This window comes from Streptomyces sp. NBC_00193 (assembly GCF_026342735.1).
Taxonomy (GTDB): domain Bacteria; phylum Actinomycetota; class Actinomycetes; order Streptomycetales; family Streptomycetaceae; genus Streptomyces; species Streptomyces stoeckheimensis.
The window spans coordinates 1,719,544-1,731,702 of sequence record NZ_JAPEMM010000001.1; the positions used below are offsets into that span (position 1 = coordinate 1,719,544).

Annotated in this window: 11 protein-coding genes; 2 read left to right on the forward strand and 9 right to left on the reverse strand. The window is 72.4% G+C overall.

Annotated features, from left to right (window positions below; translation table 11 throughout):
* Window positions 1-34: 34 nt before the first annotated feature.
* The gene (locus OG898_RS07145) at window positions 35-1,081 is read right to left on the reverse strand and encodes an NAD(P)-dependent alcohol dehydrogenase (RefSeq protein ID WP_250751612.1); all 1,047 of its coding nucleotides are present in this window, start codon (window positions 1,079-1,081) and stop codon (window positions 35-37) included.
* Between the two features lie 160 nt (window positions 1,082-1,241).
* Here OG898_RS07145 and OG898_RS07150 point away from each other — a divergent pair, with 160 nt between their 5' ends.
* Window positions 1,242-2,150 (forward strand): helix-turn-helix transcriptional regulator, encoded by a 909-nt coding sequence (locus OG898_RS07150; protein ID WP_250751614.1) that lies wholly within the window; start codon window positions 1,242-1,244, stop codon window positions 2,148-2,150.
* Between the two features lie 65 nt (window positions 2,151-2,215).
* On the opposite strand, the gene OG898_RS07155 is transcribed toward OG898_RS07150, so the two are convergent.
* From OG898_RS07155 to OG898_RS07175, 5 genes are all read right to left on the reverse strand, one after another.
* Window positions 2,216-3,196 (reverse strand): GNAT family N-acetyltransferase, encoded by a 981-nt coding sequence (locus tag OG898_RS07155; protein WP_250751616.1) that lies wholly within the window; start codon window positions 3,194-3,196, stop codon window positions 2,216-2,218.
* A gap of 63 nt (window positions 3,197-3,259) precedes the next feature.
* The gene (locus OG898_RS07160; RefSeq protein WP_266955703.1) at window positions 3,260-3,937 is read right to left on the reverse strand and encodes an ABC transporter ATP-binding protein; all 678 of its coding nucleotides are present in this window, start codon (window positions 3,935-3,937) and stop codon (window positions 3,260-3,262) included.
* 115 nt (window positions 3,938-4,052) lie between these two features.
* Complete coding sequence (locus OG898_RS07165; protein ID WP_266955705.1) at window positions 4,053-5,534, reverse strand: ABC transporter permease; 1,482 nt, start codon at window positions 5,532-5,534, stop codon at window positions 4,053-4,055.
* Between the two features lie 199 nt (window positions 5,535-5,733).
* Window positions 5,734-7,017, reverse strand: a complete 1,284-nt coding sequence (locus tag OG898_RS07170; protein WP_266955707.1) for an Ig-like domain-containing protein — start codon at window positions 7,015-7,017, stop codon at window positions 5,734-5,736.
* A gap of 116 nt (window positions 7,018-7,133) precedes the next feature.
* A complete protein-coding gene (locus OG898_RS07175; RefSeq protein ID WP_250751624.1) occupies window positions 7,134-7,418 on the reverse strand; it encodes a hypothetical protein in 285 nt (94 codons plus the stop codon).
* 164 nt (window positions 7,419-7,582) lie between these two features.
* On the opposite strand from OG898_RS07175, the gene OG898_RS07180 reads away from it, so the two are divergent.
* On the forward strand, window positions 7,583-7,873 hold the full coding sequence (locus tag OG898_RS07180) for a hypothetical protein (RefSeq protein WP_250751626.1): 291 nt from the start codon (window positions 7,583-7,585) through the stop codon (window positions 7,871-7,873).
* A 104-nt stretch (window positions 7,874-7,977) separates the two neighbouring features.
* Here OG898_RS07180 and hutH read toward each other — a convergent pair whose 3' ends face one another.
* From hutH to OG898_RS07195, 3 genes are all read right to left on the reverse strand, one after another.
* Window positions 7,978-9,519, reverse strand: a complete 1,542-nt coding sequence (hutH, locus tag OG898_RS07185; RefSeq protein WP_250751633.1) for a histidine ammonia-lyase — start codon at window positions 9,517-9,519, stop codon at window positions 7,978-7,980.
* Window positions 9,520-10,059: 540 nt separating this feature from the next.
* Complete coding sequence (locus OG898_RS07190) at window positions 10,060-11,178, reverse strand: sensor domain-containing diguanylate cyclase (protein WP_266955710.1); 1,119 nt, start codon at window positions 11,176-11,178, stop codon at window positions 10,060-10,062.
* A gap of 122 nt (window positions 11,179-11,300) precedes the next feature.
* On the reverse strand, window positions 11,301-12,101 hold the full coding sequence (locus OG898_RS07195) for an enoyl-CoA hydratase/isomerase family protein (RefSeq protein ID WP_250746276.1): 801 nt from the start codon (window positions 12,099-12,101) through the stop codon (window positions 11,301-11,303).
* Window positions 12,102-12,159: the final 58 nt, after the last annotated feature.

The window sequence follows — 12,159 nt, forward strand, 5'->3', positions numbered from 1 at the left end:
TGCACTCGGGGGGCCGCCGTCAGGCTCCGGTCGGTCAGATGGTCGAGGTGTCGATGACGAAGCGGTAGCGGACGTCGCCCGACTGGACGCGCACGTAGGCCTCGTTGACCTCTTCGGCCCGGATCACCTCGATGTCCGCACCGAGCCCGTGCTCGGCGCAGAAGTCGAGCATCTCCTGCGTCTCGGCGATGCCGCCGATCATCGAGCCGGCCAGGGTCTTGCGGCCGCCGATGACGGAGAACAGGTTCAGCGAGACCGGCTCCTCCGGGGCGCCGACGTTCACCAGGGCGCCGTCCACCTTGAGCAGGCCCAGGTAGGAGTCGAGCGCGAGCGGCGCGGACACGGTGGACACGATCAGGTCGAAGCGGCCGGCCAGCTCCTTGAAGGTGGCCTCGTCGCTGGTGGCGTAGAAGTGGTCGGCGCCCAGCTTGAGCCCGTCCTCCTGCTTGCGCAGGGTCTGCGAGAGGACGGTGACCTCGGCGCCGAGCGCGTGGGCGATCTTGACGCCCATGTGGCCGAGGCCGCCGAGGCCGACGATCGCGACCTGCTTGCCGGGGCCGGCCTGCCAGTGCTTCAGCGGCGAGTAGAGCGTGATGCCGGCGCACAGCAGCGGGGCGGCGACGTCGAGGGGAAGGGCGTCGGGGATGCGGACGGTGTAGTTCTCGTCGACGACGACGTGCGTGGAGTAACCGCCGTACGTGGGCTCGCCGTTCCGGTCGAGGGAGTTGTACGTGCCGGTCATGCCCTTGGCACAGAACTGCTCCTGCCCGGCGAGGCACTGCTCGCACTCGCGGCAGGAGTCGACGAAGCAGCCGACGCCCACCCGGTCGCCGACGGCGAACTTGGTGACCTCGGGTCCGACCTCGGTGATCACACCGGCGATCTCGTGGCCCGGGACCATGGGGTAGATGCCCTCGCCCCAGCCGTCGGTGACCTGGTGGATGTCGGAGTGGCAGATGCCGGCGAACTTGATGTCGATGAGGACGTCGTGCGCACCGACCGGACGGCGCGGGACGGTGGTGCGCTCCAGCGGGGCCTTGGGCGCGGGAGCGGCGTAGGCGGCGACCTGGGTGACGGACACGGTGGGGCTCCTCGGAAGACTGTGGTGCGGTGTGGTCCCAGCCTGCCCTGCCCCGCCCCGGACACCCATCCCCCTGTCCTGCCTAGGTCTGGCGAACCTACCCTTGGCGGGGTCAGGCTCACGCCCCCGGCCTGCACCCCCGCGCGGCGATACTGGGGTAATGGATCAGCTTGATCAACGAGCCGAGCTCGGCGAGTTCCTGCGCTCCCGGCGCGCCCGGCTGCGCCCCGAGGACGTGGGCCTGCCCGACTACGGGCGCCACCGCCGGGTCCCCGGCCTGCGCCGCGAGGAGCTGGCGCAGCTGGCCGGGGTGTCGGTCGCGTACTACACGCGGCTGGAGCAGGGCCACGGCCAGAACGTGTCGGCGGAGATCCTCGACGCCATCGCGCGGGCCCTGCGCCTGGACGGCACGGAGCGTGCGCACCTGAGCCACCTGGCCGGCCCCAAGCCGCGCAAGCGCCGCCAGGCCCCGCGCCCCCAGCAGGTCCGGCCGGAGCTGCGGACGCTGCTGGACGCGATGGACGGCGTACCGGCGTACCTCGTCGGGCGGCGCCAGGACGTCATCGGCTGGAACCGGCTGGCCGCGGCCGTCTTCGGCGACTTCGGGGCGCTCCCGGCGCAGGAGCGCAACCTGGTGCGGCTGGTGTTCCTGGACCCGGCGACGGCGGAGCTGTACGCGGACTGGGAATGCCGGGCGTGCGAGGTGGTGAGCAATCTGCGCGTGTACGCCGGGCAGTTCCCGGACGACGAACGGCTGTCCGCGCTGGTCGGTGAACTGTCCGTCAAGAACGAGGAGTTCCGCCGGCTGTGGGCCGCCCACACGGTGGCCGACAACAAGATCCACGGCGTCAAGCGACTGCGCCACCCGCTGGTCGGCGAGCTCCGGCTCTCCTTCGAGACCCTGGCCTTCCCGGACGACCCGGCGCAGTTCCTGGTCACCTACCACGCGGCCCCGGGCTCCCCCTCGGCCGACGCCCTCAGCCTCCTCGCCTCCTGGTCCGCGCCGTCCGCCGCGCCGGAGCGGGAGCGGGAGCACGCCCCGGGTCCCGTCGAGGAATCCGCCCCGTAGACCCGTAAGCCCGTAAGCCCGTAGACCCGGAAGCCCGTAAGCCCGTAAAGCAGCCGCGCCCCCGCCTACAGCGTCAGCTGGAAGTACCCGACCCCGCGCTCGCGCCGGTAGCCGAGGGCCGCGTTGACGGCGAGCATCGGGGCGTTGTCGTCCGCCACCGAGGTGGCGATGGTGCGCAGGTCCGGGTGGCGGGTCGCCGCCTCCGCGAGCATGCGGAGCTTGACCGCGCGGCCGAGGCCGTGGCCCCGGTGGGCGGGGACGACCACGGTGTCGTACTGGAGCGCGCGCGGGCCCGCCGGGTCGAGGAGGACCAGTTCCGTGTAGGCCGCCACCTCGCCGTCCGGGGTGACGGCGGCGACCGTGGTCAGGGCGCCTCCCCGGTCCAGGATCTTGCGGTGGGCGGCGTGCAGGCGCTCTGCCGTCCAGGTCTGGATCTGCTGGTCCAGCTCGCCCATCGGCGCGTCCTCCATCGCCCCGTGGGCGACGGCCACGGCCTGCGCCCACGCGTCGGGCACCAGCCCGGGCCAGCAGTGCAGCTCGTAGCCGGGCGCGGGGGACCCGGCCCCTTCCTTCGCGGCCTGCGCCCCCTGCACCCACCGCGCCTCCCGTACGTCCTGCACGTACCAGGCCATCGAGAGGACGTTCTCGAAGCCCACGGCCTCGGCGAACGCCTGACCGGGACCTCCCAGGTCCACCTCCGCCGCCACCGAGGTACGGCCGTCCGCGAGCAGCTCCTCGCGGGCCCGCGCCCACAGGGCCGTCCCCACACCGTGCCGCCGCGCGTCGGGCCGTACGGTCAGCTCGTCCAGGAACGCGGTGTGGTCGTTGACGCCGTCGGTGAAGAGGACCAGCGAGGCGACCGCGTCCTCCGTCGCCCAGTGCGCCGAGCGCCCCCGCACCGACGGCACCCGCAGCTCTCCGGCGACCTCCGTCCGGGAGGGCGGCGGAGTCCCCGGCAGGTCCGCCGTCCTGGCGGCTGCCAGGACGGCCCACCAGTGGTCGACTTCGGTGTCGGTCGGGGGCACGGAGAGCGGGGTGATCATCATGTTCCGGACCCTAGACCGGACCCCGGCCGCACGCTCGGGCGCACCCCGCCGAGCCGCTTCCGCTCAGACGTTCTCGGTGACCGTCACCTTCCCCCGCCGGATCGTCGCCACCCGCGGGGCCCGCTTCGCGAGCGCGCTGTCGTGGGTGACCATGACGAAGGTCAGGCCGTGTTCCTTCCACAGCCCTTCGAGCAGTTCCATGACCTCGTCGCGCATGGACTCGTCGAGGTTGCCGGTCGGCTCGTCGGCCAGCAGCACCTTCGGCCGCTTCACGAGCGCCCTGGCGATGGCCACGCGCTGCTGCTGGCCGCCCGACATCTCGCCGGGCAGGTGCCCCATCCGCTCTCCGAGGCCTACGGAGTCCAGCGCCTCGGCGGCCCGGTCGCGCCGCTCGCGGGCCTTGAGCCCGAGCGGGACGAGGGCCGTCTCCACGTTCTCCTGCGCGGTGAGCGTGGGGATCAGGTTGAAGGACTGGAACACGAAGCCGATGTTCTCCGCGCGGACCCGGGTGAGGCGGGATTCGGAGACGGTGGCGAGGTCGAGTCCGTCGAGGACGATCTGTCCGGCCGTCGGGCGGTCCAGGGCGCCGAGCATCTGGAGCAGGGTGGACTTGCCGCCGCCGGTGGGGCCCTGGATGACGAGCCGGCCGCCGTCCTCGATGGTCAGGTCCACGCCGGCGAGCGCGTCGATGGATTCCTTGCCGCGCTGGTAGCGCTTGGTGACACCGGTGAGTTGGTACATCTCTGGTTCGTTCCCTCGGGTTGCGGGGCGGTGGGACGGGCTGGCGGGCGGGCGAGCAGGCGCACGAGGCGTACGTACGGACGCACGAACGGCCGTACGAACCTGCGGCCGCGGGCTATTCGACGCGACGCAGTGCGTCCGCCGGCCTCAGCCGGGAGGCGCGCCAGCCGCCGAAGCCGCCTGCGACGAGTCCGCCCGCGACGGCGAGCGCGACGGCCAGGCCGATGGTGGAGAGCGAGACGGGCGCGGTGAGCGCGATGTCGAGGGCCTTGCCGGCGCCCTGCTGAGCGGAGCGCATCATCCCGCCTCCCCCGCCGCCCGGGCCCTGGCCCCGGCCGGCGCCGGCCGCGAGCTGCGCGGTCAGCTGCGGGCTGATCGCGGTGATGGCGTACGCGGCTCCGAGCCCGAGGCCGATGCCGAGCGCTCCGCCGATCAGGCCGTTGACCAGGGCCTCTCCGGCGACCTGGCCGGTGACGCGGCCGCTCTTCCAGCCGAGTGCCTTGAGCGTGCCGAACTCGCGGACGCGCCGGGACACGGCCGAGGAGGTCAGCAGGCCGGCGACGAGGAAGGCGGCGAGGAGGACCGCGTACGAGAGCCAGGTGCCGACCGTGGAGGCGAGGGAGGCGGCGGTGGAGAGCGAACCGGAGACGGTGTCGGCCAGGTCGGCCGAGGTGGTGACGGTGGTGTCCGGGACGTTCTTCTGGATGGCCTGCTTGACGGAGCCGATGGCCTGCGAGTCCTTGGCCTGGACGTAGACCGTGGTGATCTTGTCGGGGGTTCCGGCGAGGGTCTGGGCCTGCTTGAGCGGGACGTAGACGTTGGCGGCCGCGTCGCCGCTGTCGGCGGTGGCGATCCCGATCACCTTGAACTTGGCGCTCTTGACGGTGACTTCGGAGTCGACGGCGAGCTTGTTCTTCGTGGCGTAGGCGCTGTCGACGACGGCGACGGCCGCGTCGGTCTCGCCGGCCGCGAAGGTACGGCCCGAGCTGATCTTGGAGGTGGTGAGCGGGCCCAGTTCGGGCCGGGTGACGTCCGCGCCGTAGACGGAGAAGGAGTTGACGTCGAAGTCGGCGCCGCCGCCCTCGACCGTGCCGCCGGTACCGCCCGCACCGCCGGTGGCGCCCGGCTTTGCGGCCGTACCGCCGCCCGTCTGGCCCTCCGCGCGCTTGAACTCGCCGCGCTTGAACTGCCCGTTGACCTTCATCACCTGAAGGCTGAGGCCGCCGACGGCCTGGGCGACGCCGGACTGGCCGGACACCTTGTCCACGGTCGCGGCGTCGAGGGTCTCGAAGCCCTGGGGCATCACGAGGTCGCTGCTCTGCTCGGCGTCGGCGTCGCCCTCGCCCTTCGCGTCGAACCTGAACCGGGGCCGGGCCGCGGTGTCGCCCTCGGCCGGCGGGGTCTGGGCCTTGGTGACGGTCATGTCGGTGCCGAGGCCGTACAGCGACTGGAGGACCTTGCCCTGGGCCTGCGTCATCCCCGCCGAGACGGAGGTGACGACGATGACGAGGGCGATGCCCAGCGCGAGTCCGGAGGCGACGACGAGCGCCGCCTTCCTGCGGCGGCGCAGCTCGCGCCGGAGGTAGGTGAAGAACATGCGGCCGAAAGTAGGCAGCACCGGTGACGGCCGGATAAGCCGTCCATAAGAGCCGGATGAGAACACGAACTCACAGGTGCTGCACAGGAATACGGGAGTGCAGGAGTGCACGCAGCAGGAAACACAGACGGACGGCGGGGAGCCCCCTGGCCGGGGCTCCCCGCCGTCCGTCGCGGGGTTCAGCTGTGGTGTCGGCGGCTCAGACGGCCGAACCGGCCTTCCAGTCCGCCCAGCTCATGTTCCAGCCGTTGAGGCCGTTGTCCGGCTTGATCGTCTTGTCCGGGGAGTTGACGACCGTGACGACGTCACCGATGAGGGAGTTGTCGTAGAACCAGGCCGCGGGCTGGTTCGGGTCGTTCGCACCCTTGGCGTCGTTCAGGCCGACGCAGCCGTGGCTGGTGTTGGCGCTGCCGAAGACCGAGTCAGGTCCCCAGTAGTTGCCGTGCACGAAGGTGCCGGACTGGGACAGGCGCATCGCGTGCGGCACGTCCTTGATGTCGTACTCGCCCTTGCCGTCGTCGTCGGTGAAGCCGACGGTGGCGCCGTTCATCCGGGTCTCCTTGAACTTCTCGGAGATCACCATCTGACCGTTGTAGGTCGGGTTCTCCGGGGAGCCCGCCGAGATCGGGATGGTCTTGAGGACCGCGCCGTCCCGGGTGACCGTCATCTTCTTGCTCTTCGCGTCGACCGTGGAGACCTGGCTCCGGCCGATCTTGAAGGTGACGGTCTTGCTCTGCACGCCCTGGATGCCCGGGCCGCCCTGGACCCCGTCCAGCGCCAGCTTCAGGGTGACGGTGGAACCGGCCTGCCAGTACTTCTCCGGGCGGAAGTCCAGCCGCTGCGTGCTGAACCAGTGGCCCACGACCTCCTGGCCGCTGCTGGAGGTGACCGTGATGCCCGCCTGGACGGCCTTCTTGTCCTTGATCTGCTTGTCGAAGGTGATCGAGACCGGCATGCCCACGCCGACGGTCTGACCCTCGTCCGGGATGAAGGAGCCCACGAAGCTGTTCTGCGGGGAGACGGTGGTGAAGGAGGCGTTCTCGTGCGCCTCGCGGCCCGCCTCGTCCTTCGCGGTCGCCGACAGCGCGTACTTGGTGGAGCGCTTCAGCGCGCCGTCCGGCTTCCAGCTCTTCCCGTCGGCGGCTATCTTGCCCGGCACCGCCGTGCCCTCGGAGCTCTTCAGCTCGACCTGGGTGAGCGTGCCCTCACTCACGGCCACGTTGGCCGCGTCGTTCAGGCCGACGTTGGTGGCGCCGTCCTTGGGCGTGATGGCTATCTTGGCCTTGGAGGCGTCCTTGGCCGCAGCCGCGTCCACGTCCGCCTGGGACTTGGCCGATGCCTCCCCGCTGGCCTTCGGCGTGTCACCGCCCTTGTCGTCACCGCCGCCGCATCCCGCCAGCACCAGTACGCCGCCGAGTACGGCGGATATGGCCACCAGGGACCTTCTCCGCCGCTTGTTGTCCGTCCTCACACGCCACTCCATCGTTGCCGGAACCCCGAACTCCCCGGGCAGGGGGCATGACCCCCCTGCCTCGTCCTGACAACGCATTACACCCCGAGGTGCTGCCCCATTCCGTTCGAATGTGGTCAACCCCACCGTCAGACGTTGTCAGTCTCTTCGTCGAGCTCCCCATCTTCCTCGTCGAGGTCCCACTCCATGGACTCGGGGTCGTATTCCACGGGCTCGCTGCTCCAGGAGGCCTGCGCGAGCTCCACCCCGGGGATCTCCGCGACCAGGTCAGTGGGGTCCACGAGGTAGGCCAGAGCCTCCGACTCGTCCTCCCGGACGGCCGCCTCGGCGTGGCCGCGCTCCTCGTCCGGCATGAACTCGTCGGCCTTGATGTGCGCGAGGGCGGCTCCGGTGAGCGCGTCGACGTCCGGCACTTCAAGTACCAAATCGACCCGAAGGCGTACGTATCGTGAGGTCTCAGAAGGGTTCATACGACGGAGAGTAATCCCGTGGCGGCCCCGACTTTCCCACGACCCGCCCCTTTCCGTAGCATCACCGCACGGGGCCAATTCGCTGCTGCCACAAGGGGGATCGCACCGTGTCCGCACGCCGATCAACACTCACCGCTCTCGGAGCGACCACCCTCCTCGCCGTCCTGTGGTTCGTCCCCTCGGCCAACGCCACCGCGCCCGGGCACGCGAAGGCCGCCTCCGGCGCGCCCGCCGCCGCGAACATGGAGGTCCAGGCCGCCTCCGAGGCCGTCCCCACCCTCGAGCTCGCCGACACGGGCGGCGTGGACACCACGCCCTACCTGCTCGGCGGCACGCTCTTCCTGAGCGCCGGCGCCGGCTTCGTGGCCTTCTCCGTACGCCGGTCGCGCACGGCGTAGCGGGCGCCGAGCCCACGGACACACGGACACGAGGAAGGGGTGCGGCCCGGGGATCACCCCGGGCCGCACCCCTTTCCTTCTTTCCTGGTGTCCCTACGGTCCGGTCAGGCGAGGGGACCGGTGACGGCCTCGACGGCGTCCACGAGTGCACCCGAACGAACGAAGGCGTCCGCGGCGGCCAGGTCGGGCGCGAGGAAACGGTCCGGCCCCGGACCCTCCACACCCGCCGCACGCGCCGCCGCGATGGCGGCCCGGCTGGCCGGCGCCGGGGTGAGCCCGTGACGCAGCTCGATGGCACGGGTGGCCGCGTACAGCTCGATCGCGACGATCCGGGTGAGGTTGTCGACGGCGGTACGGAGCTTGCGCGCGGCCGACCAGCCCATCGAGACGTGGTCCTCCTGCATGGCGGAGGAGGGGATCGAGTCGGCGGAGGCGGGAACCGCGAGCCGCTTCATCTCGCTCACCAGGGCGGCCTGTGTGTACTGGGCGATCATCAGCCCGGAGTCCACGCCGGCGTCGTCCGCGAGGAACGGCGGCAGGCCGTGCGAACGGTTCTTGTCGAGCAGCCGGTCGGTGCGGCGCTCGGCGATCGACCCGAGGTCGGCGGCCGCGATGGCAAGGAAGTCGAGCACGTAGGCGACCGGGGCGCCGTGGAAGTTCCCGTTGGACTCCACGCGCCCGTCGGGCAGCACGACCGGGTTGTCGACGGCGGCGGCCAGCTCCCTCGATGCCACGAGGGCGGCGTGCGCCATGGTGTCGCGGCCCGCGCCGGCGACCTGCGGGGCGCAGCGCACGGAGTAGGCGTCCTGGACGCGCGGGGCGGACTCCTCCTGGAAGTGCCCGGTCAGGCCCGAGCCCTTGAGCACGGCGGCCATGTTCGCGGCGGAAGCACCCTGGCCGGGGTGCGGGCGGATGGCGTGCAGCTCGGGCTGGAGCACCTTCTCGGTGCCGAGCAGCGCCTCCAGCGTCAGCGCGGCGGTGATGTCGGCGGAGGTGTACAGCTTGCCGAGGTCGGCGAGGGCCATGACCAGCATGCCGAGCATGCCGTCGGTGCCGTTGAGGAGGGCGAGGCCCTCCTTCTCGCGGAGCTCGACGGGCTCGATCCCGGCCTCGGCGAGCAGCTCCCCGGCGGGGCGCACGGTCCCGTCGGGGCCCTCCGCGTCACCCTCGCCCATGAGCGCGAGCGCGCAGTGCGAGAGCGGGGCGAGGTCGCCCGAGCACCCCAGCGACCCGTACTCGTGGACGACGGGGGTGATCCCGGCGTTGAGCACGTCGGCCATCGTCTGCGCGACGGACGGCCGGACGCCGGTGTGCCCGGAGGCGACGGTCTTCAGCCGCAGGAACATCAGCGCCCGCACGACCTCGCGCTCGACGCGCGGGCCCATGCCGGCGGCGTGCGAGCGGACGATGTTGCGCTGGAGCTGCGCGCGCAGCTCGGGGCTGATGTGCCGGGAGGCGAGCGCCCCGAACCCGGTGGACACCCCGTAGACGGGCTCGGGCTTCGCGGCGAGCGCCTCCACGATCTCGCGGGCCCGTCCGAGCGCGGCCAGGGCCTCGCCGGAAAGCTCGACACGGGCGTTGCCGCGGGCGACGGCGATCACGTCTTCGGCGGTGGTCCCGGACGTTCCCACCACGACAGTGTGCATATCCATATTCAGCACCCTACGGACTGAATCTCTTCATGTCACTCCCTCTTGACGCGCCGCTCGCACGGCTCGGCCCTGGCGGGCCTTACCGGCTTCGCGCCGCTGCGCCGGCCTCCGACCGGCGGTGGCCGGTCGGGGTGCCCGCCACCGCCGTCCCGGCGCGGGGCCTGGTGGGCGGGTGCGGCTGGGTTAGCCCTGCGGGGCGAGGTCCCCTACCCACCCTTCGCCCGTTCCCCGGGCTCCGCCCGGACCCGTCCCCGCGCAAATCCAGCCTCGCCGGCGTTTGAGGCGCGGGGTCTGGGGCGGAGCCCCAGGGGGTCCGGGCGCAGCCCGGGACCCCTCCTCAGCCCGTCCGGCGTTTGAGGACCGGGGTCCGGGCAGCGCCCGGGGAACGGTGGAAGGGCGGGGCGGGGACTTTGCCCCGCAGGGCAACCCGCCGCGGGCCGCAGCATCGGCCACCCCACCCGGGGGCGGGACCCGCCGGGCGGGGCCGCGCAGCGAGCCGGGGCGCGGGGGCCCAGCCGGGCCGCCCGGGCACCGTTACGCACGCCCGCGGAAGCGGCGGCGTTCGCCCGGGCCCCCGGGCTCCGCGTCGGCGAGGCGGACGACCGCCGCGTCCCGCCCCGCGACCACCGGCTTCGCCGACCGCGCCGCCTTCGCCTTGTACTGCGCCGCATCCGCCAGCCGGAACAGCCGCCGGGAGGATTTCACCGGCCCGATCGGGTCCCCCGTGGAGGCGACGCCGCAGGCGACCCCCTCCCCCAGCTCCAGCTCGGCGGCCCGCAGGCACACCTCTTCGGTGACCCGTACCACCTCGTCCGCCGAAGGCCCCACGCTGACCAGGCAGAACTCGTCCCCGCCCAGCCGCGCCACCAGCGCACCCGGCAGCATCGCCCCGCACAGGCTGAGCACGGAGCCGAACCGTTCCAGCAGCCGGTCGCCCATCGCGTGGCCCAGGGTGTCGTTGACCTTCTTCAGGCCGTTCAGGTCGCAGACGACCAGGCTCACCACCACCTCCGCACCACTGCGCCGGTGCTCCTCCAGCGCCTCGTCGAGCCGCATGTCCACGGCCCGCCGGTTGGCCAGCCCGGTCAGCGGGTCGGTGAAGGCGAGCCGGCGGGCCTCCTCCAGCCGGTCGCTCTGCGCCAGCCCGGCCGCGATCACCGCCGCGAGGACCTCTCCGAATTCCGCGTCGTCCTCGTCGAAGTCCGCCATGCCTTCGTCCCGGGCCACGTACAGCTCGCCCCAGGCCCGCCCGCTCAGCACGATCGGGGCCACCACGCACGTGCCGCGCCCGCGCCGCCGCAGGGCCTCGCCCCGGCGTCCCGGCCGGTCCCCGACCGCGCTGTCCACCCAGGCGTGGGGTCCGCCGCCGCCGACCCAGCGCTCGTGCAGGAACTCCGTGATCTCGGGGAAATCGTGCACGGGGTACGACTCGTCCTCGGGGAACTCCTCCTCCCCGTCCCTGCGCTCCCCCTCGTTCACGAGCACCCGCAGGCGCCCCCGCTCCCGCTCCCACGCGGAGATCGCGGCGAACGACCCGTCCATCGCCAGCCTCGCTCCGCGCGCGGCGGCCCGCACGCTGTCCCGCGGCGTGCACGCGGCAGCCATGGCCTGCGCGAGGCCCACAACGGCTCGAAGCCGCCCGTCAACACCCATCACCCCAGGTTAGGGAGTTTTGTCCGATTTAGTGACAATTGGCGCGACATTCGGTGGCACCAAGATCACACCGGGTCACCATCCAGGGTCCGCAGGACCACCGGACACGCCGACGGACGCCCTCACACCCCGGGCCACTCCGGCTTCCGCTTCTCGTTGAACGCCGCCACGCCCTCGGCCCGGTCCCCCGAGAAGGCCACCGTCCGCCACGCCGCGTCCTCGATCTCCAGCCCGGCCGTCAGGTCCATGCCGTGCCCGAGCCGCAGCGCCCGCTTGGCGGCCCGCAGCCCGACCGGGGAGTTCGCCGCCATCGCCGCCGCCATCGCCAGGGCGGCCTCGCGGTCCGTCCCCGCCGGCACCACCGAGTCCACCAGACCCAGGGCCAGCGCCTCGGCGGCCTCCACGCGCCGCGCGGTGAAGATCAGCTCGGCCGCCCGCGCCGCCCCCACGCGCCTCGGCAGCAGCTGCGTGCCGCCGCCGCCCGGGATCACCCCGACCGACACCTCGGGCAGCCCGACGACGGCCGTCCCGTCGGCCACGATGACATCGCACGCGAGGGCCAGCTCGAAGCCGCCGCCCAGCGCGAAGCCGTGCACCGCCGCGATCACCGGCATCGGAAGCTCCAGGACTCCCCCGTACGCGCCCCGCGTGGTCGGCCGCTGCCGCAGCAGCTCGGCGTCCGAGAAGGAGTTCCGCTCCTTGAGGTCCGCGCCCACGCAGAACGCCCTCTCGGCGGTCGAGGAGAGCACGACGACCCGTACCGAGGGGTCCGCACCCAGCGCCGCGCACGCGGCGCCGATGCCCCGAGCCATCTCGGTCGACACGGCGTTCATCGCCTTGGGCCGGTCCAGAACCAGCTCGGCGACGCGCCCATCGCCTGCACGGCGTACCGCGACGAACTCCCCGAAGCGCTGTTCCGACATCACTGCGACCCTCCACGTTAACGACCGTTATCACGGACTCTAGCGCGCGGAGCAGCTC

What these genes read in the sequence shown, in the direction of transcription:
- OG898_RS07150 (WP_250751614.1), top strand. Translation starts at nt 1,242, where the DNA reads ATGGATCAGCTTGATCAACGAGCCGAGCTCGGCGAGTTCCTGCGCTCC.
- OG898_RS07155 (WP_250751616.1), bottom strand. Translation starts at nt 3,196, where the DNA reads ATGATGATCACCCCGCTCTCCGTGCCCCCGACCGACACCGAAGTCGAC.
- OG898_RS07160 (WP_266955703.1), bottom strand. Translation starts at nt 3,937, where the DNA reads ATGTACCAACTCACCGGTGTCACCAAGCGCTACCAGCGCGGCAAGGAA.
- OG898_RS07165 (WP_266955705.1), bottom strand. Translation starts at nt 5,534, where the DNA reads ATGTTCTTCACCTACCTCCGGCGCGAGCTGCGCCGCCGCAGGAAGGCG.
- OG898_RS07170 (WP_266955707.1), bottom strand. Translation starts at nt 7,017, where the DNA reads ATGGAGTGGCGTGTGAGGACGGACAACAAGCGGCGGAGAAGGTCCCTG.
- hutH (WP_250751633.1), bottom strand. Translation starts at nt 9,519, where the DNA reads ATGCACACTGTCGTGGTGGGAACGTCCGGGACCACCGCCGAAGACGTG.
- OG898_RS07190 (WP_266955710.1), bottom strand. Translation starts at nt 11,178, where the DNA reads ATGGGTGTTGACGGGCGGCTTCGAGCCGTTGTGGGCCTCGCGCAGGCC.
- OG898_RS07195 (WP_250746276.1), bottom strand. Translation starts at nt 12,101, where the DNA reads ATGTCGGAACAGCGCTTCGGGGAGTTCGTCGCGGTACGCCGTGCAGGC.